General features: G+C 71.4%; 23 protein-coding genes and 1 riboswitch. Of the genes, 13 read left to right on the top strand and 10 right to left on the bottom strand.

The features are described 5' to 3' along the window. Positions 1–32: 32 nt before the first annotated feature. On the bottom strand, positions 33–794 hold the full coding sequence (locus AN215_RS19525; RefSeq protein WP_070011992.1) for a class I SAM-dependent methyltransferase: 762 nt from the start codon (positions 792–794) through the stop codon (positions 33–35). A 120-nt stretch (positions 795–914) separates the two neighbouring features. After that, positions 915–1571: an SAV_6107 family HEPN domain-containing protein gene (locus tag AN215_RS19520; RefSeq protein WP_079123274.1), complete on the bottom strand. Its 657-nt coding sequence runs from the start codon at positions 1569–1571 to the stop codon at positions 915–917. Between the two features lie 183 nt (positions 1572–1754). Here AN215_RS19520 and AN215_RS19515 point away from each other — a divergent pair, with 183 nt between their 5' ends. The 4 genes from AN215_RS19515 to AN215_RS19500 all read left to right on the top strand — a co-directional run bounded on the left by AN215_RS19515 (position 1755) and on the right by AN215_RS19500 (position 7146). Beyond that, positions 1755–2576 carry an ATP-binding cassette domain-containing protein gene (locus tag AN215_RS19515; RefSeq protein WP_171904223.1) on the top strand — a complete coding sequence of 274 codons (822 nt, stop codon included), beginning with the start codon at positions 1755–1757 and terminating at the stop codon, positions 2574–2576. After that, on the top strand, positions 2548–4629 hold the full coding sequence (locus AN215_RS19510; RefSeq protein ID WP_070011991.1) for a YhgE/Pip family protein: 2082 nt from the start codon (positions 2548–2550) through the stop codon (positions 4627–4629). The genes AN215_RS19515 and AN215_RS19510 overlap by 29 nt, the downstream gene beginning before the upstream one ends. Then, a complete protein-coding gene (locus AN215_RS19505) occupies positions 4626–5231 on the top strand; it encodes a TetR/AcrR family transcriptional regulator (protein WP_245694553.1) in 606 nt (201 codons plus the stop codon). The genes AN215_RS19510 and AN215_RS19505 overlap by 4 nt, the downstream gene beginning before the upstream one ends. Before the next feature lie 379 nt (positions 5232–5610). Beyond that, positions 5611–7146 (top strand): phytoene desaturase family protein, encoded by a 1536-nt coding sequence (locus AN215_RS19500; protein ID WP_070031208.1) that lies wholly within the window; start codon positions 5611–5613, stop codon positions 7144–7146. Between the two features lie 80 nt (positions 7147–7226). On the opposite strand, the gene AN215_RS30460 is transcribed toward AN215_RS19500, so the two are convergent. The 5 genes from AN215_RS30460 to AN215_RS19475 all read right to left on the bottom strand — a co-directional run bounded on the left by AN215_RS30460 (position 7227) and on the right by AN215_RS19475 (position 12581). Continuing rightward, positions 7227–8660 (bottom strand): hypothetical protein, encoded by a 1434-nt coding sequence (locus AN215_RS30460; RefSeq protein ID WP_070011988.1) that lies wholly within the window; start codon positions 8658–8660, stop codon positions 7227–7229. A 39-nt stretch (positions 8661–8699) separates the two neighbouring features. Further along, the gene (gene metF / locus AN215_RS19490; RefSeq protein WP_070011987.1) at positions 8700–9617 is read right to left on the bottom strand and encodes a methylenetetrahydrofolate reductase [NAD(P)H]; all 918 of its coding nucleotides are present in this window, start codon (positions 9615–9617) and stop codon (positions 8700–8702) included. A 250-nt stretch (positions 9618–9867) separates the two neighbouring features. After that, entirely contained in the window at positions 9868–10548 is a 681-nt protein-coding gene (thiE, locus tag AN215_RS19485) for a thiamine phosphate synthase (RefSeq protein WP_070011986.1), read from the bottom strand. Positions 10549–10849: 301 nt separating this feature from the next. Then, positions 10850–11215: an Rv2175c family DNA-binding protein gene (locus AN215_RS19480; protein ID WP_070011985.1), complete on the bottom strand. Its 366-nt coding sequence runs from the start codon at positions 11213–11215 to the stop codon at positions 10850–10852. Between the two features lie 181 nt (positions 11216–11396). After that, on the bottom strand, positions 11397–12581 hold the full coding sequence (locus tag AN215_RS19475; RefSeq protein WP_070011984.1) for an NAD(P)/FAD-dependent oxidoreductase: 1185 nt from the start codon (positions 12579–12581) through the stop codon (positions 11397–11399). 228 nt (positions 12582–12809) lie between these two features. Then, positions 12810–12919, top strand: a riboswitch (TPP riboswitch). On the opposite strand from AN215_RS19475, the gene thiO reads away from it, so the two are divergent. The 7 genes from thiO to AN215_RS19440 all read left to right on the top strand — a co-directional run bounded on the left by thiO (position 12917) and on the right by AN215_RS19440 (position 20236). Further along, positions 12917–14167: a glycine oxidase ThiO gene (thiO, locus tag AN215_RS19470; protein ID WP_070011983.1), complete on the top strand. Its 1251-nt coding sequence runs from the start codon at positions 12917–12919 to the stop codon at positions 14165–14167. Its footprint overlaps the riboswitch before it by 3 nt. Before the next feature lie 74 nt (positions 14168–14241). After that, a complete protein-coding gene (gene thiS / locus AN215_RS19465; RefSeq protein ID WP_070012120.1) occupies positions 14242–14457 on the top strand; it encodes a sulfur carrier protein ThiS in 216 nt (71 codons plus the stop codon). Positions 14458–14609: 152 nt separating this feature from the next. After that, positions 14610–15353, top strand: coding sequence for a thiazole synthase (locus tag AN215_RS19460; protein WP_070012119.1), 744 nt, complete (start codon positions 14610–14612; stop codon positions 15351–15353). A 341-nt stretch (positions 15354–15694) separates the two neighbouring features. Beyond that, positions 15695–17740 (top strand): Stk1 family PASTA domain-containing Ser/Thr kinase, encoded by a 2046-nt coding sequence (pknB, locus tag AN215_RS19455; protein WP_070011982.1) that lies wholly within the window; start codon positions 15695–15697, stop codon positions 17738–17740. 411 nt (positions 17741–18151) lie between these two features. Then, positions 18152–18904, top strand: coding sequence for a transglycosylase SLT domain-containing protein (locus AN215_RS19450; protein ID WP_070011981.1), 753 nt, complete (start codon positions 18152–18154; stop codon positions 18902–18904). A gap of 4 nt (positions 18905–18908) precedes the next feature. Continuing rightward, positions 18909–19784 carry a deoxyribonuclease IV gene (locus AN215_RS19445; RefSeq protein WP_070011980.1) on the top strand — a complete coding sequence of 292 codons (876 nt, stop codon included), beginning with the start codon at positions 18909–18911 and terminating at the stop codon, positions 19782–19784. Then, positions 19781–20236, top strand: a complete 456-nt coding sequence (locus tag AN215_RS19440; RefSeq protein ID WP_070012118.1) for a DUF4396 domain-containing protein — start codon at positions 19781–19783, stop codon at positions 20234–20236. Before AN215_RS19445 ends, AN215_RS19440 begins: the two co-directional genes overlap by 4 nt. A 5-nt stretch (positions 20237–20241) precedes the next feature. On the opposite strand, the gene AN215_RS19435 is transcribed toward AN215_RS19440, so the two are convergent. Continuing rightward, on the bottom strand, positions 20242–20865 hold the full coding sequence (locus AN215_RS19435) for a sulfite oxidase-like oxidoreductase (RefSeq protein ID WP_070011979.1): 624 nt from the start codon (positions 20863–20865) through the stop codon (positions 20242–20244). A 192-nt stretch (positions 20866–21057) separates the two neighbouring features. On the opposite strand from AN215_RS19435, the gene bfr reads away from it, so the two are divergent. Beyond that, the gene (bfr, locus tag AN215_RS19430) at positions 21058–21546 is read left to right on the top strand and encodes a bacterioferritin (protein ID WP_070011978.1); all 489 of its coding nucleotides are present in this window, start codon (positions 21058–21060) and stop codon (positions 21544–21546) included. 1 nt (position 21547) lies between these two features. Here the strand turns inward: bfr and AN215_RS19425 are convergent, their stop codons facing one another. Both AN215_RS19425 and AN215_RS19420 read right to left on the bottom strand, forming a co-directional pair. Further along, positions 21548–21802, bottom strand: a complete 255-nt coding sequence (locus AN215_RS19425; protein WP_070011977.1) for a (2Fe-2S)-binding protein — start codon at positions 21800–21802, stop codon at positions 21548–21550. A 281-nt stretch (positions 21803–22083) separates the two neighbouring features. Beyond that, complete coding sequence (locus AN215_RS19420) at positions 22084–23433, bottom strand: class II 3-deoxy-7-phosphoheptulonate synthase (RefSeq protein WP_070011976.1); 1350 nt, start codon at positions 23431–23433, stop codon at positions 22084–22086. A gap of 99 nt (positions 23434–23532) precedes the next feature. Between AN215_RS19420 and AN215_RS29335 the strand changes: the two genes are divergently transcribed. Next, the gene (locus AN215_RS29335; protein ID WP_107374399.1) at positions 23533–23628 is read left to right on the top strand and encodes a trp operon leader peptide; all 96 of its coding nucleotides are present in this window, start codon (positions 23533–23535) and stop codon (positions 23626–23628) included. Positions 23629–23653 lie beyond the last annotated feature (25 nt).

Here is a 23653-nt window from a genome sequence, read left to right as displayed (position 1 = left end):
AGCTCGGCCGGGCGGACTTGCCCCGGCCGGGCTCACCGGTCGTGGTACCGCGGCTCGGCCAGGACATGCAGCTGACTCGCGACCGCCTGGAAAGCGGGCAGTTCGGAGGCAGCGCTCTCCAGCCGTGCGAGGGCCTCCGCCGCGTCCGGTTCCGTGTCAACTAGCGCGCCCGGGACCAGGTCGGCGAACACGCGGACGCCGTGCACAGCCGTGACGGCCAGGCCCGTGGCGTCCACGAGCGCGGTCAGTTGCTCGGCGGTGAAACGCCGGGGCATCGGGTCGCCGGTGCCCCAGCGGCCCTCCGGCCCCGTCAGCGCCTGCCGTGCCTCGGTGAAGTGGCCTGCGAGGGCCCGTCCGAGCACGGCGCCGCCCAGGCCCGCGGCGAGAAGGCTGAGGGTGCCGCCCCCGGGACGCAGCGCCGCGACGACGTTGCCGAGGCCGTCCGCCGGATCGTCCACATACTCCAGGACGCCGTGGCAGAGGACCACGTCGAATCCGCCGCGCTCCACGACGTCGAAGAGGCCGTGTGCGTCGCCCTGGACACCGCGGACCCTGTCCTCCACGCCGGCCTCGGCGGCGCGGCGTTCGAGCCCGAACAGGGCGTTGGGGCTGGGGTCCACGACGGTGACCCGGTGCCCCAGCTCGGCGACCGGCACGGCGAAGTTGCCCGTGCCGCCCCCGGTGTCGAGGACGTCGAGCGTCTCCCGGCCTCCGGCCTTGACCCGCTGGTCGAGGGCGCCTCGCAGTACCTCCCAGACCACGGCTGTACGGCTGGATGCGCTGGGGCGGGACATGACGTGCTCCTCGGCGGCTCAGGGGCGTGCAGCCACCACCCTATTGCCTCCGCCTGCACGACGTTCCCGCCGCGAACGGCCGCCGTATCCCCGGCCGGCCGGGAGGCCGCGGCGGGCTCCTCACCCGGCGCGTGGCCGCCGGTGACCCGGCTGCGCTCGCGGCGGCCGTATCCGGGCCGTGGACGTCACCGTCTGCGGCTCCGCCGTGGTGACGGAGGCGCTCCCGGCGGTCATTCCGTCGTCGGCGGGGGCGACGCGCGGCTGCGGCAGCGCGGGCTGCGAGACGAGCATCCGCTCGACCATCCGCAGAAAGACCCCGGTGTCACGGACGAGGTCGTCGGCCTCACGCCAGGTGACAGCGCCCTGTATGCCGGCTTCGGCACGAGCGCGCTTCCGTGCCCCGGAGGCGAACAGCACGCTCCACTCGGACAGTTCGGGTGCGGCCTCCGGCAGCACCTCCCAGGCGCTCCTTATGGCTCGCCTGCGTCGCTCGCTGCTCTCCGGGCGCCCGCGGACCGCCAGGACGGCGGCGGCCGTGCGCAGCGCGGCCAGATGTGCGGTGGCGAACCGCTCGTTGGCCGTTTCCATGGCCGCGGCCTCGTCCAGCCCGTGCTGCGCCTGTGCGAGCAGGTCGAGGGCGGCGGGCGGCGCGGCCGCGCGGCGCAGCACGGGATGGACATCGCTTGCCGGCGGGGAGTTCGGGGGCGCTCCCCGAGAGGGTCGCTGCACGGGAACCAACCTCCTGTCGTCGTCCGACTTCCGAATGAACCGGCGCATGTACACATCGTGAGGCACACCACTGACAATCCGGTCCGACCTGCACAGACGCCCTGTACAGACGGTCGCCTTCCGGTTGTGCGGACCGAGACGGCGAAGTGCACCGGGGGCCGGCACAGGACCCCCGGCACCGTGCTGTACCTTTTAGACTGACCAGTCAGTTCAATTTTGAGGGGTGGACTCGTGGGCGACACCGCACACGACTCCGGTGGGGCCGGACGTACCGAACCCGGCATATCCGCAGAGGACTTCGGGCTCGACGGTCCGCGGGGGCAGGTCTTCGCCGGCATCCGTTTCGAGGCGCCGCCCGGCTCGGTCGTCGCCCTGGAAGGCCCGTCGGGCTCGGGACGCACCTGTCTGCTGCTGGCGCTCACCGGACGCATGAAGGCGACCGCGGGGCACGCCCTCGTGGACGGGCGCCGGCTTCCCGGGCAGCTCGCCGCCGTGCGCCGGATCAGCGCCCTGGCCGCCGTGCCGGGAATCACCGACCTCGAACCGTCCCTGTCGGTCGCCGAGCAGTTGCGTGAACGCACGCTGCTGCAGCGGCGGTTCGGCGGTTCCCTGCGGGCGCTGCTGCGTCCCCGCAGGGAGCGTGCCGCGGCATCGCGCGACCGCGTCGACCGCGCTCTGAGGGCCGCCGGTCTCGACCTGGACGACCTGCCGAAGGGCCCCCGTACCCGCGTACGCGACCTGGAACGTCTGGAATCACTGCGGCTGTCCCTCGCACTCGCCCTGATCGGCGAGCCCCGTGTACTCGGCGTCGACGACGTGGACTTGAAGCTCTCGGGGGACGAGCGGGACCAGGCGTGGTCGCTGCTGCGTTCGGTCGCGTCGTCGGGCGTCACGGTGCTGGCCGTGTGCAGCGAGGCACCGCCGGGGGCGGTGGCCGTCCGTACGGGGGCGGGGAGCACGCGGCAACAGCCCCCGCCGGCAAGGGAGTACGCGGGAACCGGCAAGGAGAGGAAGGAGGCAGCGGATGCGCTCGCCGAGACTGGCCGCGCTTGAACTCAAGCGGTTCGGGAGGGGACGGCTGCCGCGTGCGGCGATGGCGGCCATGCTGCTTCTGCCGCTGCTCTACGGGGCGCTGTACCTCTGGTCGTTCTGGAATCCGTACGAGCGCCTCGACAAGGTCCCCGTCGCTCTCGTCAACGAGGACAAGGGCGCCCGGGCGGACGGAAAGCGGATCGCGGCCGGTGACTCCGTCGCCGAAGGGCTGCACGAGAGCGGCACCTTCGACTGGCAGGAGACCGACGCCGCGGACGCCCGCGAGGGAGTCGAGGACGGCCGCTACTACCTGTCGCTGACCGTGCCCTCCGACTTCAGCGAGCGGATCGCCTCCAGTTCGGGTGACGACCCGCGGACCGGCGCCCTGAAGGTGCGTACGAACGACGCGGGCAACTACGTCGTGGGGCAGATGTCCCGCACCGTCTTCTCCGAGGTGCGGGCCTCCGCCTCCAGCAAGGCGTCACGCGGCTTCTACGACCGGATCTTCGTCTCCTTCTCCACTCTCCACGACCGGACCGCGAAGGCGGCGGACGGCGCGGACCGCCTCGGCGACGGCATCGGCCGTGCCAAGAAGGGGGCCGGAGAGCTGAAGAGCGGCCTGGGCGAGGCCGAGCACGGCAGCGGGAAGCTCAAGAACGGCACTTCGCAACTGCACGCCGGTGCGGACAAGTTGGAGAAGGGCTCGAAGCGGGTCGCCGACGGTACGCAGAAGCTCTCCGACAAGGCGGACAAGGCGGCCGGCAAGCTGGGCCCGTTCCTCGACGAACACGGGGACGAGATCGGCACCGCCGCCCGCGACGTGGCCCGTGCGAGCAAGACGCTCAAGGAGAACCTGCGCGAACTGCCCGACGCGGCGCGCAAGGCCGAGACCGACTCCCGCAAGGCCGCCGATACCCTGGACGCCCTCTACCGCGCGCGGTGCGAAGGACCGGTCGAACTGGACACCTCATGCCCGCAGTTGAAGAAGGCCAGGGACGCCGCGGACACCGCGGCGGACGTCGCGGCGGACGTGAACGACGTCATCAAGAAGCAGGACGGCCTCACCCGGCTGGGTGAGAGTCTCGACGACCTGCACAGCCACGCGAACGCACTCGCAGGCCGCGCCCCCCACCTCGGTAAAGACCTCGACAAGGCCGTGGCCCGGATACACGCGCTCAACAAGGGCGCGCAGAAGGTCCACGCGGGCGCGGGCCGGCTGGACAGCGGCCTTGCGAGTGCCGAGAGGGGCGCCGCCGGCCTCGACGCGGGCGTCGGCAAGCTGGCGAAGGGCGCAGGCACGCTCGACGGCGGGATGTACAAGCTCGCGGACGGCTCGTCGCAGCTGTCCGGCGGGCTGCACGACGGCGTGAAGAAGATCCCCGACTACGGCAAGCAGGAGCGTGACGACCGTACGGGCGTGATGGCCGACCCCGTCGGTCTCTCCTCCACCAACGCGCATCCCGCGGCCAACTACGGCACGGGGTTCGCGCCGTACTTCATCCCGCTCGCGCTCTGGGTCGGTGCGATGATCGCGTACATGCTGCTGCAGCCGCTCAACAGACGCGCACTCGCGGCGGGCGCGCCCGCCGTCCGCATCACGCTGGCCGGTTGGCTGCCCGTCGCCGCGATAGGTGCACTGCAGGCGGGGGCTCTGCTGAGCGTGCTGCACTGGGGGCTGGGGCTCAGGCTCGCCCAAGGAGCAGGCACGGTCGGCTTCCTGCTGCTGGTGACGCTCTGCTTCACGGCGATCGTGCAGTTCCTGGGCGCCCGGTTCGGCCCGGCCGGCCGCGTCCTCGTGCTGGCGGCGCTGATGCTCCAGCTGACGTCGGCGGGCGGCACGTATCCGATACAGACCAGCCCTGACTTCTTCAACGCCATCCATCCCTTCCTGCCCATGAGTTACGTCGTGGAGGGGCTGCGGCACCTCATCACGGGCGGCGGTCTGTGGCCGGTGTGGCAGGCCTGCCTCGTACTGCTGGCCTTCACCGCGGGGGCACTCGCGCTGACGGCGCTCACGGCGCACCGCAGACAGGTGTGGACGGTGGACCGCCTGCACCCGGAGATCGCGCTGTGAGCCGCCTCGCCACCCGCGAGAAGCTGTTCCAGGCGGCCGTGACCCTCATCGCCGAACAGGGCTTCTCCGCGACCACGGTGGAGGAGATCGCCGAGCACGCCGGCGTCGCCAAGGGGACCGTCTACTACAACTTCTCCAGCAAGAGCGAGCTGTTCGAAGAACTGCTGCGGCACGGCGTGGAGTTGCTGACGGCGGATCTGCGCGACGCGGCCGCGTCCGCAGCGGAGGCGGGCGGCAGCCACGTCGACGCCCTCGACGCGATGGTCCGCGCCGGGCTGGTCTTCATCGACCGCTATCCGGCCTTCACGCGGCTCTACGTCGCGGAACTGTGGCGCACCAACAGGGCGTGGAACTCGACCTTGCTGGTCGTCCGCAGGGAAGCCGTCGCAGTCGTGGAGCGGGAGCTGCGGGCGGGTGTGGAGGAGGGCGAGCTGAGCGGCGACATCGACGTCACGCTGACCGCGGCGGCGCTGGTCGGCATGGTGCTGGTGGCGGCCCTCGACTGGAAGGCTTTCCAGGCGGAGCGTTCACTCGACGACGTTCACGGTGCGCTGTCGCTGCTGCTGCAGGGCCGGGTCGGAGGGTGTGCGCAGCCCCGGTAGCCGATGACCACCCGGTCCTGAGGCTGCGCACGCCTTCCCCCGTATCCCCCGACCCCCGTTATGGACGCGGGGCCCCGTGCCCCCGCGTCCCCCTTGCAAGGGAGCCGCCCCGTTCCGCCGCCCCGTGTCGGCGGTGCCGGAGCGTTGCTCCCTTGCCACGTGCATCACTCTGCCGTCAGCGGCGGTCTTCGCCCATCCGCTGTGCTACTCAACCGGCGGGCTAGGTAGCCGTACTCAGCCGTAAGGGTCCGCCCCCGGGGCGTAACACTCAGGCGGCGCCCGCGCGCTCCGGCGCCCCGGCTCACATGGACGCCGTGTCAGGCGGCGCCCCGCCGCCCGCCGCGAATGCCCGCCCCGCGTCCGGCTAAAGTCCCCCGTCATGGCACGCATTGCGGTGATCGGCGCCGGACTGGGCGCCATGGCGGCGTCCGCGCGGCTCGCCACGGCCGGGCACCGGGTGACGGTGTACGAGCGCACGGAGACCTACGGCGGCGGCGTCCGGCGCTACGAACGGGACGGCTTCCGCTTCGACACCGGCCCCGGGATTCTGCACCTGCCGGCCGTCTACCGCGACCTGTTCGTCAAGACCGGCAGGGAGAAGCTCGAGGACCGCCTGGACCTCGTACGCCTCGATCCGGCCGTCCGGCACGTCTTCCCCGGCGGCACCGCCGTCTCGCTGCCCTCCGGCTCCCGCGCGGGAGTCCTCGCGGCCCTCGACGAGGCGTTCGGTGCGGGCGCGGGCGAGCGCTGGACGGACATGCTCGCCCGCGCCCGTACCGTCTGGGACGCCACGAGGCGACCGCTCCTGGAGGAGCCGCTGACCGAGGACGGCGTCCCGGCACTGCGCGAGACCCTCGCCCACGACCCCTATCCAGCGTTGCGCTCCAGGCATCCCGCGCTGCGCGCCAAGGGGCTGCTGCGCCGCCGCACCCCCGCACTCGCCGACGCCGCCGCAGTCGAACTGCGCGACCCGCGCCTGGTGTCCATGCTGAACAGCTGCGCATGGGCCTACGGCCTGGACCCGCGGTCGGCGCCGGCCGGTGCGGCCGTACTCGCGTACATGGAGCACACCTTCGGCAGCTGGTACGTGCGCGGCGGGATGCGGGCCCTCGCCGAGGCCCTGTACACGCGCTGCATGGAGCGCAAGGTGGACTTCCGCTTCGGCTGCGAGGTCGTCGACGTCCTGGAGAAGAACGGCAGAGCGGTGGGCGTGAAACCGGCCGGGGAGCCCGAAGTCCCCGCGGACAGCGTCGTCGTGGGCGGCGCCCGCGTACCGGGAGAGGCGGCCGGAGCGGACCCGGTGACGGCGACGCCCGCGGCCCCCGCACGGTCGCGTGTCACCGTGCTGCTCGCGCTGCGCGGCGGGAGGCCCGCGGAGACCGTGCACCGCACCGTCGTGCACCGCGAGGACGCGCCCGGGCAGCCGCTGACGGTGCTGCGTCCTGACGATCCCGGCCTCCGTCCCGGCGCCGGGCACGAGACCGCCGTGCTGTCGGTCCCGGTCGCACCGGACGAGATCCGCGGTGAGGACGACGCTTCGCGGCTCGCCGACCGGCTCACGGCCGCGGCCGACGCGGCCGGACTGGGCCTGGGCGGACGCGTGCTGTGGCGGGAGGTGCGTACGCCCCGGGACGTCGAGGCGGAAACGGGGGCGCCGGGCGGCCTGGTGCCGGCACCGGTGCTCGCCGGACCGTACGGCGGCGGGAGCAGCGGTGGCCGCGGAGGCCGCGCCGGGTGGTCCCGGCAGGACGCCGGAGCGGTGGATGTGCGCCCGCCCAACAGGACGGCGACGAAGGGGCTTTACCGCGCCGGCGGCTGGGCGCACCCGGGCGGCGGTGCCGCACACGCGGGAATGTCCGGCGCACTGGTGGCCGGACTGATCGTGGAGGGCGACGACTGGCGCGGCTCGCACTGAGCGGGCTGTGCGGCCGCGTGGCGGGACCACGGACGGCCGGCGGGAGGCGCTGCCGGCCGTGGCCGGTCAGCAGCAGCCGGTCAGTAGTAGTAGCCGTTCCCCGCGCCGTACCCGTTGCCGACTCCGTAGCCGTTGCCCTGGCCCTGAGGTCCGTAGCCGTACGGGTCGTCCTGGTAGGGGTACTGCTCCTGCTGCATCGGGTCGTTCGGGTCGCGCTGCTGCGGTACCCAGGCGCCCGCACCGCCCGTCGGGGCCTGCGGGAAGTAGGACTGGCCGTCGGCGTACGTCTCGCCGTTGCCGTACATGGACCCGTAGGCGTCGGCGCCCGAACCGCCCGCACCCAGGCCGCCGCCTCCGCCGAAGGTGTCGGAGATCCCGTACGGGGACTGCTGGGGGCCGTAGCCCTGCTGGTCGCCGAAGCCGCCACCGCCGTAGCCGCCGGCGTCGTAGCCGTTGTAGGCGGGGGCGTCGTAACCGCCGTAGCCGCCGTACGAGTCGTAGGAGGGGCCGCCCGGGGGCGGTGCCCCGCCCGCGTCGAAGGCCGCGTACGGGTCGGAGAACCCGCCGCCGTACTGCTGGCCGCCGAACTCCTGGTATATGCCGGGCTGTTGCACGGGGCCCGGTTGCACGGGGCCCGGGTAGCCGTAGCCGCCGTAGCCGCCGGGCATGAACTCGCCGGTCTCGTCCGGCAGCGGGCCCGGCTGGTAGACGGGGACCTGCTGCTGGCCGTTGTCCTGCGGTCCGTAACCGCCGTTCGCCGGGGGGAAAGCGCCCGTCTGGTAGCCGTCGGTCTCGGGGCTGAACGGGCTGAACGCCTGTGTCGCGTCGAAGCCGTTGGGGCCGGCGCCGCTGGGCGCGGACCCGTTGGGACCGGCGCCGGCGAATGCGGCCGTGTCGTAGCCGTTGCCGTTCGTGCCGAAGCCGTTCGGGTTGTCGTAGCGGTTCCCGCTCGTGCCAAGGCCGTTCGGGCTGCTGAAGCCGCCCTGGGTGCTCATCGGGTCCATGCCGCCGAACCCGGTTCTGTCGTAGCCGTTCGGGCTGCTGAAGCCGCTCGGCGCGCTCATCGAGTCCACGGCGGCGAAACCGGCGGTGTCGTAGCCGTTCTGCTCCAGGCCGTTCTGCTGGAACCCGTTCGAGCCGTAGCCACCGGACGCCGTCAGGGCCGGTACGGGCTCGGGCGCGTCCATGGCGTCGAACGCGGGGGCCGGACCGAGTTCGGCCTCGGGCTCCGGCTCTTCACGGCGGCGGCTGACGCCCGGCACTCCGGTGAGTGCCCAGCCCGCCACGAAGCCCCGGCGGTAGGAGAGCGTCACGAAGGTCTGGCCCGTGGCGAAGGCGGCGATCCCGATGCCGATCACGACGACCGAGGGGATCAGCGCCCCCGCCACGACGCACAGAAAGCCGGTGAAGGCCAGCACTCGCCAGCGCAGCCGCGCCTTGTACTGCAGGAGCACCTCGCCCAGCAGCCACAGCGCGACGACGCCGAACGCGATATAGAGGACTGTCCAGCCCATGTGCGCCCCCTTCTCACTGCCTCGGCCGGCTACTTCGGCTCAGGGTCGGTTGTGGAGACCAAGATTCTGATGGATTTCCAACGTTGCCGTGGAGTTGTTGAGCGTAATGAAGTGAAGTCCCGGGACGTCTTCGGCCATCAGCGTCGCACACATCTCCGTCGCGTACTCGATCCCGACCGAGCGTACCGCCGCCGGATCGTCTTCGACCGCCCGGAGCCGGTCCGCCAGTTCGCCCGGAATCGTCGCGTTGCTCAGCTGTGCGAACGTCTCGATCTGCTTCACGTTGGTGACCGGGATGATCTCCGGGATGATCGGGGTCTCGCAACCGGCTGCCACCGCGCTGTCCCGCAGCCGGAGGTAGTCCTCGGCCCGGAAGAACATCTGCGTGATCGCGTAGTCGGCGCCTGCGCGGCACTTGGCGGCGAAGTGGCGCACGTCGGTGTCCCAGTCGTCGGAGCGCGGGTGCATCTCGGGGAAGGCCGCCACGCCCACGCAGAAGTCCCCCGACTCCTTGATCAGCTCGACGAGTTCGGAGGCGTAGGTGAGGCCCTCGGGGTGCCTGATCCACTCGCCCATCGGGTCACCGGGAGGGTCGCCCCTGATCGCGAGCACGTTCCGGATGCCCGCGTCCGCGTACTGGCCGATGACGTTGCGCAGTTCCGCCCTGGAGTGATTGACGGCGGTGAGGTGTGCGACGGGGGTGAGCGTCGTCTCGTTGGCGATCCGCTCGGTGTTCCGTACGGTGCCCTCCCGCGAGGAGCCTCCCGCTCCGTAGGTCACGGAAACGAAGGTCGGTGATACCGCTTCGATCCGCCGCAGGGCGTTCCACAGCGAGCGCTCGCCCTTCTCGGTCTTCGGGGCGAAGAACTCGAAGGAGTACGAGGGCTTCCCCGTCGCGAGGAGCTCACGCACAGTCGTCGTGCTGTCTGTCCTGGTAGCTGAGATACCGATGGCCATGCTTGCAGGCTATCGGCCTTGGCTAGAGGGCGACGGGCCGTGAAGAGCGCTTACGTCCCTTCCGTCCGCCCTTGTCGGCGCAGATTCTTCACTCGGGCACCTGCCGTGTACGCAGCGGAAACGTCCCGGAGACGCGGTGCCGCAAGCGGTTTCGGCGCCCGGCGGAGAGCAACTTCCGTTCTGTAGCACCGCTCTCAGTGCAGAGCGCTGCTCTCGCATGCCTCGCCCGTCCCACCGGGCCCTGCCTGTCTCAGCGGGCCAAACCGGGCCCGTCCGCCGCGGCCCGCTCCCGGAGCCGCACGGCCAGCCCGGCCGCGGCGCCCTCCGGATCATCGGCGGCGGTCAGGACGCGTACGACGACGACGCGCCTGGCGCCGGCGTCGAGCACCTCGTCCAGGTTGGCGGCGTCGATGCCGCCGATGGCGAACCAGGGACGCTCCGTGGCCCGCGACGCCGTGTACCTCACGAGATCCAGGCCGGGGGCGTGGCGGCCCGGCTTGGTGGGGGTCGGCCAGCAGGGGCCGGTGCAGAAGTAGTCCACGCCGGGCTCGGCCGTCGCGGCGTCGACCTCCGCCACGGCGTGCGTGGAGCGGCCTATGAGGACGTCCTCGCCGAGGAGCGCACGGGCGGCGGGTACGGGCAGATCCCCCTGGCCCAGGTGGAGCACGTCGGAGCCCGCGGCGTGCGCGACGTCCGCACGGTCGTTGACGGCGAGCAGCTTCCCGTGGCGCCGGCAGGCGTCCGCGAAGACCGAGAGGTGTTCCAGCTCCTCGGCGGCCTCCATGGTCTTGTCGCGCAACTGGACGATGTCGACGCCGCCGCGGAGGACCGCGTCGAGGAACTCCGGCAGGTCGCCCTGCTCCTTGCGCGCGTCGGTGCACAGATACAGCCGGGCGCCGGCGAGCAGACGGCGGGCGTTGGTGGTGCTCATGAGGGACGTCCCCCGGGACGAGGGCGTGCGGGCCCGGCGCAGCAGGCGCTGCGGCGGGCCCGCACGCAGGTGGATGTGTGCGGTGTGACACCAGGTGCCCGGCCGGTCCAGCCGGCGGGTCCGGCCGGTCGTCCGGCCCTGGGCCGGAACGTCCGGCCCTGGGCCCCGCCTTAGGGCCCTGCCTGTTCCGGCTCGTGGGTCCGGTCCGTGGCGTCCGTTGCGTGATGCGGCGCCGCGTGCGGCGCGGCTCTTGTGAGGTACGGCGGTTGAGGCGGTGCCGTGATCCGTGCTGTGCCGGAAATCACACGGCGAGTGCCTGGGCCCGCCGCTTCACCTCTGTCCCGCGGTTCTCACGCAGGGCCTGGGCCGGGGTGCCGGGCAGGCTCTCGTCCTCGGTGAAGAGCCACTCCAGCATCTCCTGGTCGCTGAAGCCGTCGTCCTTGAGGAGCGTGATCGTGCCGACCAGGCCCTTCACGATGCGGCCGGAGCCGATGAAGTCCGCCGGGACCTGCAAGGTGCGCTCCTCCCCTCTGCGGACCGCGATCAGCTGGCCCTCCTTGACCAGCTGGCGGGCGCGGGTCACCGGGACGTCCAGCTTTTCGGCGACGTCGGGGAGAGTGAGCCAGGAAGGGACGAGAGCATCGGTCTTTGCATCAATCTCTGTCACGCCACCAGCGTGCCATCCCGCTGTGACAGTCACTACTGTGCGGCCGCCACAAGTCCGTCCTCAGCACGTCATCCGAGGTCGTCCGCCGGCCCCGGCCGGCCGCCGGTGCGTTCCGCGGCCCACCGCCACCGCCCTGCCGCCGCCCTGCCGGGCGGCCTTTGGCACCGGCCCGTGTCCGCCGTCAGCGGACGGCCTTCTTCAGCGCCACCGCCGCGTCCGCCACCCGCTCCCGCTCGACCGCCGCACCCCGCTCGATCAGCCTTCTGCCCTGGGCCAGGTCGCGGGGCCGGCCGACGGCGAGCAGCGCCGTGAGGGCTCCCTCACGCAGCCAGCAGACGGACCAGGCCGCTTCGCCCGGGTCACCGCGCCAGACCAGTTCGTCCCCGCCCGTCTGGTGTCCCGCGTACTGGATGAAGCGGCCGAACTGCTCCGACCAGAAGTAGGGCACCGGGTCGTGGACCGCCAGCTCCGCCTCGCCGTCCGGCAGCGTCGCGGCGATGATGTTGGCGGCCACGACGCGCGGCCCCTGCAGCGCGTTGTCCCAGTGGTGCACGAGCAGCCGTTCGCCGTACCGGGCGGAGGGAAAAGAGGCACAGTCGCCGACCGCGTACACGTGCGGGGCCGAGGTGCGCAGCCACTCGTCCGCGAGCACTCCCCCGTCGCCGCCCAGCTCGATGCCCGAGCCCGCGAGCCAGCCCGTCGCGGGACGCGAGCCGATGCCCACGACGACGGCGTCGGCCCGCAGCCTTGTGCCGTCGGCCAGCAGCACCCCGCCGCGCTCCACCGAGCGCACGGCGACGCCCGTACGCAGCCGCGCGCCGCTCTGCTCGTACCAGTCGCGCATGTGGACCGCGACCTCGGGCGGCAGCGCCCCCGGAAGCGGCTGCCCCGCGGCCTCCACGACGGTGACGGCGCAGCCCGCCTCCCGTGCCGCGGTGGTGAACTCGGCGCCGATCCAGCCGGCTCCGACCACGACGACCTCGCCCCGCGCCGCCAGTACGGGCCGCAGCCGGGCCGCGTCGTCCAGGGTGCGCAGCAGACGGACGCCGCGAACGCCCTCGCTGCCGGGCAGGGCCACGGGTTCCGCCCCCGTCGCGATGACGAGATGGTCGTAGCCCACGGTGCCCGCGGCGGTCTCCAGCATGCGTTCGGCGGTGCGCAGTCCGGTGATCTCCCGGCCCAGCTCCAAGTCGGTGCCGAGAGAGGCGAAGTCGACGTCGAACGCGGCGTCCTCGCTCTTGCCGAGCAGTACCGCCTTGGACAACGGCGGCCGGTCGTACGGCTGATGGTGCTCGCTCCCGATCAGCCGGATACCTCCCGGCCATCCCTGCTCACGCAGTTGCACGGCCGTCTGTACGCCGGCCATCCCCGCACCGACGACAACGACCCGCTGTTCGCTCCGACTGTCGCCCACCCGATCATCCTAGGACGGCGCGGGGAACGCTCCGGAGCGGTCGCCGCTGCCGCTGCCGGTCACACAGCCGCGGCGGCGCAGTACGCTGGCGGACAGCGGCACGGCGAGCCGGGCACGGTCCGGCACCGTCAGCCACGGCAACGGCCCTTCGGCGCCCGTCGCCGGTGCCGCACAACACGACATGGCATACGCGGGAGTCCGGCGCACCGGACTGAGAGGGAGGCTGCGGCCTCCGACCGTACGAACCTGATCCGGGTCATTCCGGCGAAGGGAGGAGCAGCTTTCTCATGCGTCCCGGCAGCACACACCCGACCACGCGCGCACAGCGTGATTCCGGCGGGCGGACACACGCCGACGTGGCCGTCGTCGGCGGCGGCATCATCGGCCTCGTCACCGCCTGGCAGGCGGCCCGTCGCGGGCTGGACACCACGGTCGTCGACCCCGCACCGGGCGGCGGCGCCGCGCGGGTGGCGGCCGGAATGCTCGCCGCCGTCACCGAACTCCATTACGGCGAGGAGGCGCTGCTCGCGCTCAACCTCGCCTCCGCCGCCCGCTATCCGGACTTCGCGGCGGAACTGGAGGAGGCGAGCGGTCAGGACATCGGCTACCGCTCCTGCGGGACGCTCTCCGTCGCTCTCGACGCGGACGACCGTGCGCACCTGCGTGAACTGCACGCGCTGCAGGGGCGTTGCGGGCTCGAATCGCAGTGGCTCACGGGGCGGGATTGCCGCCGCCTGGAGCCGATGCTCTCTCCGTCCGTACGGGGCGGGCTGCGCGTCGACGGTGACCACCAGGCCGACCCGCGACGGCTCGCGACGGCGCTGCTGCTCGCCTGTGAGCGCGCGGGCGTGACCTTCCGGCGGGCCGCGGCGCTGCGTCTCACGGTCACCGGCGGGCGCGCCGCAGGGGTGACGCTCGACGACGGTACGACGGTCGAAGCCGGCCAGACCGTACTGGCGACGGGCTCCTGGGCCTCCCGTCTGGAGGGCGTGCCGCCCGAACTCCTGCCGCCCGTAAGGCCGGTCAAGGGCCAGGTGGTGCGGCTGCGCATGCCGCAGACGACCGCGTACGGACCGTTCCTCTCCCGCACCGTCCGGGCGATCGTGCGCGGCGGGAACATCTATCTGGTGCCGCGCGCCAACGGCGAACTGGTGATCGGCGCGACGAGTGAGGAGATGGGCTGGGACACGACAGTCACGGCGGGCGGCGTCTACGAACTGCTGCGCGACGCGCACGAACTCACGCCCGGCCTCACCGAACTGCCGCTGACCGAGACCACCGCGGGCCTGCGCCCGGCCTCCCCCGACAACGCGCCGCTGCTGGGGCCGACGGCGCTGCCGGACCTCCATCTGGCCGCCGGCCACTACCGCAACGGCGTGCTGCTCACGCCCGTCACCGGTGACGCGATGGGCGAACTGCTGGCGACGGGTGAACTCCCCGAGCAGGTCCGGCCGTTCACTCCCCGGCGGTTCGGCGGTTCCGTCCCCGAAGCGGCGGGTGTCCTCTCCGGAAGCGAGCCACAGGAGCGTTCAGCATGACGACCGTCCCCTCAGACGCACCGTACGGCGCGGACGGCGCGGGTTCAGCGGGTTGCGCAGGTGCGGCGGGTGCCGTGAGCACCGCGACCGTCTCCGTGTCCGTGAACGGCGACTCCCGCGACGTCCCGTCCGGCTCCACCCTCGACCAGCTCGTGGCGGGCCTCACGTCCGCACCCTCGGGTGTGGCCGCGGCCGTCAACGAGGCCGTCGTGCCACGGGGCGAATGGCCCCGGACACGACTGGCCGACGGCGACCGCATCGAGGTACTGACCGCAGTCCAAGGAGGCTGATCCTTATGACCGGCACCGCGGTCCACACCACACCGCAGCCCGAACCGCACACGTCCCCGTCCGTCCCGTACGCGGCCGCCCCGTCCCCCTCCGGCTCCGCCGTGGAGGACCCGCTCGTCATCGGCGACCGCGCCTTCGGCTCCCGGCTGATCATGGGTACGGGCGGAGCGCCGAGCCTCGACGTCATGGAACGCTCGCTGGTCGCCTCCGGGACGGAACTCACGACGGTCGCGATGCGCCGCCTCGACCCGGCCGTTCAGGGCTCCGTGCTGTCCGTGCTGGAGAGGCACGGCATCGCGGTACTGCCGAACACGGCGGGCTGCTACACGGCCGGTGAGGCCGTACTCACCGCCCGGCTGGCCAGGGAGGCGCTCGGCACCGACTGGGTGAAGCTCGAAGTCATCGCCGACGAGCGCACGCTGCTGCCCGATCCCGTCGAACTCCTCGACGCGGCCGAGACGCTGGTCGACGACGGCTTCACCGTGCTGCCGTACACGAACGACGACCCCGTTCTGGCACGGAAGCTGGAGGACGCCGGCTGTGCTGCCGTCATGCCGCTGGGCTCCCCCATCGGCTCCGGCCTCGGCATCCGCAATCCGCACAACTTCCAGCTGATCACCGAGCGCGCCGGGGTGCCCGTCGTCCTCGACGCGGGCGCCGGGACGGCCTCGGACGTCGCCTTCGCCATGGAGCTGGGCTGTGCCGCCGTGATGCTCGCCTCCGCCGTGACCAGGGCGCAGGAACCCGCTCTGATGGCCGAGGCGATGCGGCACGCGGTCGCGTCGGGCCGCCTGGCCGCACGCGCGGGCCGCATCCCGCGCCGTCACTTCGCGGAGGCGTCCTCCCCGGTGGAGGGCGTGGCCGCGCTCGACCCGGAGCGCCCGGCCTTCGGCTGACCGGGACGAAGGTCCCGGAGCGCGAAAGGACGGAAGTCCCGGACGGGGCAATTCGGAGAGCGGGTGGAAGCGGGAAGAAAGAAGAAAGGGAAGAACAGAGAGGAGAAGGCGGGAACGAAGAGGGAAAAGGGAAAGAGGTCCGGAGATACGGCGGCCGGAACCGGAAAGTCCACACGTCCCGGCGAGCCGCCCGGGCTCTGTTACCGACCAAGGTCCCGAACAGGGCATAACGGGCGCATACCGGATGATGCGGATGATTCACCTTGTCATTCGGCCGTATCGCCCACCGCATGGCGCACCACGGATTTTCGTCACCGGGATGACTCGTAGACTCTTCGTCGATGGATACGAGCCTTCAGGACTCCTCCTCCGGCCCCGCCGGGGAGACGCCCCCGGTCGGCCAGGTGCTCGACGGCCGGTACCGGGTCGAGTCACGCATCGCCGTCGGCGGCATGGCGACGGTCTACCGCGCTGTCGACACCCGCCTCGACCGCCGGCTGGCCCTGAAGGTCATGCACCCCTCGCTGGCCGGCGACAGCGCCTTCGTCGACCGCTTCATCCGCGAGGCGAAGTCCGTCGCCCGTCTCGCTCACCCGAACGTGGTCGGCGTCTACGACCAGGGCACCGACGGGACCTATGTCTACCTGGCCATGGAGTACGTCTCCGGGTGCACGCTGCGGGACGTCCTGCGCGACCGCGGCGCGCTGCGCCCGCGCGTCGCCCTCGACGTGCTGGAGCCGATGCTGGCCGCGCTGGGGGCCGCGCACCACGCGGGCATGGTCCACCGCGACATGAAGCCGGAGAACGTGCTGATCGGCGACGACGGCCGCGTCAAGGTCGCGGACTTCGGCCTCGTGAGGGCCGTGGACAGCCAGACGTCCGTCGGATCCGACACCATCCTCGGCACCGTCTCGTACCTCGCCCCGGAACAGATCGAGCAGGGCACGGCCGACACCCGTACGGACCTCTACGCGTGCGGCGTGATGTTCTACGAGATGCTCACCGGTGAGAAGCCTCACGCCGGCGGCACACCGGCGCAGGTCCTCTACCAGCATCTGCACGAGGACATGCCCGCGCCGTCGGCGGCCGTGCCCGGCCTGGCGCCGGAGCTGGACGCGCTGGTCGCACGGGCCACGGCACGCGCGGCGGACGGCCGCCCTCAGGACGCGGCCGCGATGCTCTCGGAGACCCGCGACGTACGGGCCCGCCTCACCGCCGCACAGCTGGACTCCGTCCCACCGCGGGCGAAGGACCCGCAGCCGGGCCTCGCCGAGGTCCTCTCGGCGGGCACCGCCCTGGGCGAGGGCCGCATGCGATCGGGGTTCGGGCCCTCGGCGGGGCCCGAGGAGAGCACCAGCGTTCTTCCGCGCCCGGCCGCGGCCATGCACGAGTACGGGCACGGCCACGGCCCCGGAGACGGCCACGGCGACGACGACCTGAACCGCACCGCCCGCTACGCCGCACCGCCGCGCGACGGCGGACCGGCGCACGACGGCGGACCGGGAAGGCGGCGCGGCGGCGGACGGGTCTTCCTGGTGACTCTCACGGCGATGCTGTTGCTGCTGGTGGGCACGGGCGTCTGGTACATCAACTCCGGCCAGTTCACGCAGACGCCGGCCGTGCTGGACAAGACCGAGTCGGAGGCCAGGAAAGTCCTCGGCGACTCCGGGCTCGACGTGAAGGTCACCCGGGACCACAGCGAGCGCGTCGAGCGCGGCCACGTGATCGAGTCGAACCCGGACCCGGGCGACCGCATCCGCAGGACCGGCACCGTCACGCTCGTCGTCTCCCGCGGCCCTGAGATCGTCAAGGTGCCCGGCCTGGCGGGGACGCCCCTCTCCGAGGCCCGGAGCAAGCTCAAGGCGGCCGGCCTGGAGGCCGGCACGGTGCGGCAGAAGTTCAGCGAGGACACCCCGCGGGGCTCCGTGATCGCGAGCGAGCCGGACGCGGGCAGCGAGCGCCGTCCCGGCTCGCCCGTAGCCCTGACCGTCTCCAGGGGCGCACCGGTCGACGTGCCGGACGTCGTCGGGGACGACGAGGACTCCGCGACGGAGGACCTGCGGGAGGAGGGCCTGAAGGTCCGCATCGCCCCCGAGCGCGTCTTCTCGGAGGAGGACGAGGGCAGCGTCGCCCGCCAGACGCCCGCGGAGGGCTCCCCCGCCGCCGAGGGCGACACCGTCACGCTCACCATCTCCAAGGGCCAGGACACGGTGGACGTCCCGGAGGTGGAAGGCATGAAGCAGAAGCAGGCGCGCAAGAAGCTGGAGAACGCGGGCTTCGAGGTCACCGTGCGCAAGATCTTCTTCGGCAACAAGGTCTTCAGCCAGTCGCCCGGGGGCGGGGACGAGGCTCCGCGTGGCTCGCGCGTGACGATCTGGCTGCGCTGAGGCCTGAGACGGCCGGAAGCAGAGCCCGAGGGGCGCGCGGCCGGGCACGCATGACGCTCCCGCAGCCCTCGGAGTGCCGCGAGGACCGCTGACACCCCGCGCAGAATCCCTCACCGGCCGTGAACACGGGCGTCCCGCGTGTGACTCCGGACATAGGGCCCATATCACTTACGACGGCGCTTAGTGCATATCCGCACCCTTCGCCCGCCGCGCCGAGGAGGGCCCGTATGGCGCCCGCGGCACCCCCGCGCGTGCCGCGAAGAACGAGCCGGGATAGTACGTCACACTTTTGGGCTGTGTTTTCGGAGCCTTTAACAATTGCTCTCGGTCGCACGCGCCGGGGATTCGGAACTCGGCGTACTACGCCTTTCCGGCCTCTGCGACGCAAGCAATGTTGAAAGGTTCGACACGATGCCCAGCATTCCCGGCTACGTCCGCAGTCCCAAGTTCGCCCGTTTCTCTGCCGTCGGTATATCCACCGTGGGCGTGGCGGCAATCGCACTGACCGTCCTCCCCGGCACCGCCGACGCGGGCAACCAGAGCCAGTCCGGCGCCAAGAAGGTGAGCGCCTCGACGGCCGCCGCAGAGAGTACGAAGGATTCCCAGGCCAACAAGGTGCTGCTCTCCTCTGCCAAGCAGGGCACCCTGGACGCCGACGTCCAGCGCACCAACGACGCCGTGGCCGACCAGAAGGAGGCGGTGGCCGAGCAGAAGGCCGTCGCAGCCGAGCGCGCCGAGGCCGCCAAGGCCAAGGCCGCCAAGGAGGCCGCCGCCGAGCGCAAGGCCGAGGCCGCCAAGGCGTCCCGCGACGCCGAGCGCGCCAAGCCCGAGAAGAAGACCTACCCCGAGAACCTCGACGGTTGGATCCGCGAGGCCCGCGACATCATGGCGAAGCACGACATCCCCGGGTCCTACGACGGCATCAAGCGGAACATCATCCGCGAGTCCGGCGGCGACCCCAACGCCGTGAACAACTGGGACATCAACGCCCAGAAGGGCACTCCGTCCAAGGGTCTGCTCCAGACCATCAAGCCGACCTTCGACGCATACCACGTCCCCGGCACGTCCACCGACATGACCGACCCGGTCGCCAACATCGTGGCCGCCTGCAACTACGCGGCGGACAGGTACGGTTCGATGGACAACGTGAACTCGGCATACTGATGGTGTGACGACTGAGCGAAACCGCAATCCCATTGGCGGCCACGTCCCCGTAGCAGGGGGCCTGGCCGCCAATGGCATTTCCTACGCCGACGACATCGGGGCGGAGACCGTACAGGTTTTCGTCGCCAATCCCCGTGGCTGGGCGACGACTTCCGGATCCCCACAGCAGGACGAGCAATTCCGTGCAGCGTGCGAGGAAAGGGAACTCCCCGTATTCGTGCACGCCCCCTATCTCATCAATTTCGGCTCACATACGGAGGCCACGGCTCACAACTCCGTTTCCTCGCTGCGCCATTCGCTCCGCAGGGGACGTGAGATCGGTGCCTCCGGCGTCGTGGTCCACACGGGTTCGGCGACGGGCGGGCGCGACCCCGCGACCGCCCTCGCGCAGGTGGGCCGGCTGCTCCGGCCGCTGCTGGAGGAACTGACGCACGAGGACGACCCGTGGCTGCTGCTGGAGCCGACGGCCGGCCAGGGGTTCTCGCTCTGCTCCCTTGTCCGGGACCTCGGGCCGTACTTCGAGATCCTGGGCCGGCACCCCCGGCTCGGCGTCTGCCTCGACACCTGTCACATCTTCGCCGCCGGGCACGACCTGGCGGCGCCGGGAGGCGTGAAGCGGACGCTGGACGAGCTGGAGTCGGTCGCCGGGCCCGGACGGCTCAAGCTCATCCACGCCAACGACTCCAAGGATGTCGTCGGCGCCCGCAAGGACCGCCATGCGAACATCGGCTCCGGCCACATCGGGCACGGACCGTTCGCCGATCTGATGACGCACCCGGCGACCGAGGGCGTCCCGCTCGTCATCGAGACCCCCGGCCGCAAGGAGGGCCACGCCGCGGACGTGGCACGGCTGAAGGAACTGAGAAAGGGCGGAGGCTGAGCGTGCGGCACGGTGGCGAGACCTCGTGGGGGACGGCGGCCCGCGCCACGCTGCACTGCCTCACGGGCTGCGCCTTCGGGGAGATCCTGGGCCTCGTCATCGGCACCGCCTTCGCCTGGCACGACGTGCCGACGATGGCGACGGCCATCGCCCTCGCGTTCGTCTTCGGCTACAGCCTCACGCTGTACGCCGTGCTGCGGGCCGGACTGGGCGTGAAGGCGGCGGTCAAGGTCGCGCTCACGGCCGACACCGTCTCCATCGTGGTGATGGAGGCGGTCGACAACTCGGTGGTGGTCCTGGTCCCCGGAGCACTGGACGCGCATCTGACGGACTTCCTCTTCTGGGGCGCCCTGGCGCTCGCGTTCGCCGTGGCCTTCCTCGTCACGACTCCCGTGAACCGGTGGATGATCGCCCGGGGCAGGGGCCACGCGGTGCTGCACGAACACCACTGACCGCGCTACATCTCCGGCCCTTCACCGGGCTCCTCCTGGTAGGAGTAACGCTGTTCCTTCCAGGGGTCGCCGATGTTGTGGTAGCCCCGCTCCTCCCAGAAGCCGCGGCGGTCGGTCGTCATGTACTCCACGCCGCGCACCCACTTGGGGCCCTTCCACGCGTACAGCTGCGGCACCACCAGCCGCAGCGGGAAGCCGTGTTCGGCGGTGAGCAGTTCACCGGCGCGGTGGGTGGCGAAGAGAGTCGTCGCAGCGGCGAAGTCCGGCAGCCGCAGGTTCGAGCTGAACCCGTACTCGGCCCAGACCATGACGTGCGTGACGTCGTCCGCGGGAGGCGCCAGCTCCAGCACCGTACGGGCGAGCACACCGCCCCATTCGGCGCCCAGCATGCTGAACTTGGTGACACAGTGCAGGTCGCCCACGACGGTCTCGTAGGGCAGCGCCGTGAACTCCTCGTGGTTCCAGGAGTGCTTAACGCCGTCCGCCGTCGCCCCGAAGACCCGGAAATCCCACCGGTCGGCCTTGAACTTCGGCACCGGCCCGTAGTGCGTGACCGGCCATCCGCGCTGGAGCCGCTGCCCTGGCGGAAGCGCTTGCTGCTCCTCCCCAGGACTCTGCGACTGACCCATCGCCCCATGGTGACAGACCCCTTTGACGCCGCTCACCGGCACCCCGGCAAAGGTTGCCCGAAGGCTTTCCGATCGCCAATTCGGGCGATTTCGGTAAGCCTTCGCTTACTGGACCGGGTGACGACACGGTGCGAGGATGCGCGGGCGCGCACCCACCTGGCACGTTTTCTTTCCTGGAAGGAGCCCGCAGACATGCAGGGCGACCCCGAGGTCATCGAATTCCTCAACGAGCAGCTGACGGCCGAGCTGACGGCGATCAACCAGTACTTCCTGCACGCCAAGATGCAGGAGCACTTCGGCTGGCCGAAGCTCGCCCGGTACACCCGTGCGGAGTCCTTCGACGAGATGCGTCACGCCGAACGGCTCACCGACCGCATTCTGTTTCTCGAAGGGCTCCCCAACTACCAGCGTCTCTTCCACGTCAACGTCGGGCAGACGCTGACGGAGATGTTCACTGCCGACCGGCAGATCGAAGTCGAGGCCATCGACCGGCTGCGGCGCGGGGTGGAGGTGATGCGGGCCAAGGGCGACATCACCTCGGCGAACATCTTCGAGGACATCCTGGCCGACGAGGAACACCACATCGACTACCTGGACACCCAGCTCGAACTGGTCGAGAAGCTCGGTGAACCGCTCTACATCGCCCAGCTCGTGGAGCAGGAAGCCCCGTCGGAGAACTGACTCAGGCGGCTTCGGCGACCGAGGCTGCGGGCGCGTGCGCGGGCACGGATGCCGGCTCGGGTGTCCCGACGGCGCTCTCCAGCTCACCGCGGGGGCATCCGCCGCGTCCGAGAAGCCCCTGGATGCGGCGCACGCACGAGCCGCAGTCCGTCCCGGCCTTGCTGAGAGAGGCGATCTGCCGCGGTGTGCAGGCACCGGCTTCCTGGTGCTCGCGGACCTGCCGGTCCGTGACGCCGAAGCAGGAGCATACGTACACGCGGTCCTCCTTCGGGCCGGGGCTCGTTCGCCGGGCGGCGATCTCGTTCGGGTCTGAGGCCGGGGCTCGGGCCCCGCATCAGAGGTGCTCTTGCACCGGGCAACGCTCAGGTTTGATGAGGTTAACCTAACCTTGGTTAAGCTAACCTTACCTGGCGGCCGCTGTCCACACGAGCCGGGGCCCGCATCACTGTGATGCGGGCCCCATTTCCGTGTTCCGTAGGTCGGTTCCGTGCGTCGGTTCAGTGCGTCGCGCTGCCGCGTTCCGCTGCCGCCGGACGGCTACTGGTCGCGGTACATCTCAGCGACGAGGAAGGCCAGATCGAGCGACTGGCTGCGGTTGAGACGCGGGTCGCACGCCGTCTCATAGCGCTGGTGCAGGTCGCCGACGAAGATCTCGTCGCCGCCGCCCACGCACTCCGTGACGTCGTCGCCGGTCAACTCCACGTGGATGCCTCCAGGGTGCGTGCCCGCGCCCTTGTGCACCTCGAAGAAGCCCTTGACCTCGTCGAGCACGTCGTCGAACCGGCGGGTCTTGTGACCGCTCGCGGCCTCGAAGGTGTTGCCGTGCATCGGGTCGCACACCCACACCACCTGGGCGCCCGAGGCGGTGACCTTCTCCACCAGCGTGGGCAGCCGGTCCCGTACGGTGCCGGCTCCCATGCGCGTGATGAAGGTCAGCCGGCCCGGCTCGCGGTCCGGGTCGAGCTTGTCGATCAGCGTGAGGGCCTCTTCGGGCGTCGTGGACGGGCCGAGCTTCACACCGACCGGGTTGCGCACCTGCGAGGCGAACTCGATGTGGGCGCCGTCCAGTTGGCGTGTGCGCTCGCCGATCCAGACCATGTGCCCTGAGACGTCGTACAGTTTGCCGCTGCGCGAGTCCGTACGGGTCATGGCCGACTCGTAGTCCAGCAGCAGCGCCTCGTGCGAGGCGAAGAACTCGACGGTCTTGAGCTCCTCCGGGTCCGTGCCGCACGCGTGCATGAACTTCAGCGCCTGGTCGATCTCGCGCGCCAGCGCCTCGTAACGCTGCCCGGAGGGCGAGCGCTTCACGAAGTCCTGGTTCCAGGCGTGCACCTGGCGCAGGTCCGCGTAGCCGCCGGTGGTGAAGGCGCGTACGAGGTTCAGCGTGGAGGCGGACGCCTGGTACATCCGCTTCAGCCGCTCCGGGTCGGGCATGCGCGCGGCCTCGGTGAACTCGAAGCCGTTGACCGAGTCGCCGCGGTACGACGGCAGGGTCACGCCGTCCCTGGTCTCGGTCGGCTTGGAACGCGGCTTGCTGTACTGACCGGCGATCCGGCCGACCTTGACGACCGGGACGGATCCGGCGTACGTCAGCACGGCGCCCATCTGCAGCAGCGTCTTGAGCTTGTTGCGGATGTGCTCGGCGCTGACCTGGTCGAACGCCTCCGCGCAGTCCCCGCCCTGGAGAAGGAACGCCTCGCCCCGTGCGACGGCACCCAGCCGGGAACGCAGCTGGTCGCACTCGCCGGCGAAGACGAGGGGCGGATAGGACTCGAGCTCGGCGACGGTCTCGCGCAGAGCTTCCTGGTCCGGCCAGTCGGGCTGCTGCGCCGCGGGAAGGTCTCGCCAGGTGCGGGCACCGGCGTCGGGGTTGGCGTTCACACTCACGCGCCCCAGGTTACGGGGTCGCACGGGGTGTCCTCGGCCGTGCCCGGGTGCTGAGACGGAAACCACCCGCCCGCCGCCTGCTGGGGTAGTCTCGCCGCCATGTCCGCGCAGACCCTCCCGCTGGTGCTCCCGCTGCCTTCGGCAGCGATGCTCCTGAGCGACTGGTGGTGGACCGCTCACCCGGCGGCCCACTGACTGCGCGCGCACCACGAGAAGCGAC

It is taken from the genome of Streptomyces abyssalis, from assembly GCF_001751365.1.
Taxonomy (GTDB): Bacteria; Actinomycetota; Actinomycetes; order Streptomycetales; family Streptomycetaceae; genus Streptomyces; species Streptomyces abyssalis.
This window is presented reverse-complemented; position numbering and strand designations above follow the sequence as displayed.

Excerpts from the sequence above, each read along its gene's own strand:
- AN215_RS19500 (WP_070031208.1), top strand. The coding sequence starts at position 5,611 with ATGGCACGCATTGCGGTGATCGGCGCCGGACTGGGCGCCATGGCGGCG.
- AN215_RS19435 (WP_070011979.1), bottom strand. The coding sequence starts at position 20,865 with ATGGGTCAGTCGCAGAGTCCTGGGGAGGAGCAGCAAGCGCTTCCGCCA.
- AN215_RS19460 (WP_070012119.1), top strand. The coding sequence starts at position 14,610 with ATGGGTACGGGCGGAGCGCCGAGCCTCGACGTCATGGAACGCTCGCTG.
- AN215_RS19525 (WP_070011992.1), bottom strand. The coding sequence starts at position 794 with ATGTCCCGCCCCAGCGCATCCAGCCGTACAGCCGTGGTCTGGGAGGTA.
- AN215_RS19520 (WP_079123274.1), bottom strand. The coding sequence starts at position 1,571 with ATGCGCCGGTTCATTCGGAAGTCGGACGACGACAGGAGGTTGGTTCCC.
- AN215_RS19510 (WP_070011991.1), top strand. The coding sequence starts at position 2,548 with ATGCGCTCGCCGAGACTGGCCGCGCTTGAACTCAAGCGGTTCGGGAGG.
- AN215_RS19450 (WP_070011981.1), top strand. The coding sequence starts at position 18,152 with ATGCCCAGCATTCCCGGCTACGTCCGCAGTCCCAAGTTCGCCCGTTTC.
- AN215_RS30460 (WP_070011988.1), bottom strand. The coding sequence starts at position 8,660 with ATGGGCTGGACAGTCCTCTATATCGCGTTCGGCGTCGTCGCGCTGTGG.
- AN215_RS29335 (WP_107374399.1), top strand. The coding sequence starts at position 23,533 with ATGTCCGCGCAGACCCTCCCGCTGGTGCTCCCGCTGCCTTCGGCAGCG.
- thiO (WP_070011983.1), top strand. The coding sequence starts at position 12,917 with ATGCGTCCCGGCAGCACACACCCGACCACGCGCGCACAGCGTGATTCC.
- pknB (WP_070011982.1), top strand. The coding sequence starts at position 15,695 with ATGGATACGAGCCTTCAGGACTCCTCCTCCGGCCCCGCCGGGGAGACG.
- metF (WP_070011987.1), bottom strand. The coding sequence starts at position 9,617 with ATGGCCATCGGTATCTCAGCTACCAGGACAGACAGCACGACGACTGTG.
- bfr (WP_070011978.1), top strand. The coding sequence starts at position 21,058 with ATGCAGGGCGACCCCGAGGTCATCGAATTCCTCAACGAGCAGCTGACG.
- thiE (WP_070011986.1), bottom strand. The coding sequence starts at position 10,548 with ATGAGCACCACCAACGCCCGCCGTCTGCTCGCCGGCGCCCGGCTGTAT.
- AN215_RS19475 (WP_070011984.1), bottom strand. The coding sequence starts at position 12,581 with ATGGCCGGCGTACAGACGGCCGTGCAACTGCGTGAGCAGGGATGGCCG.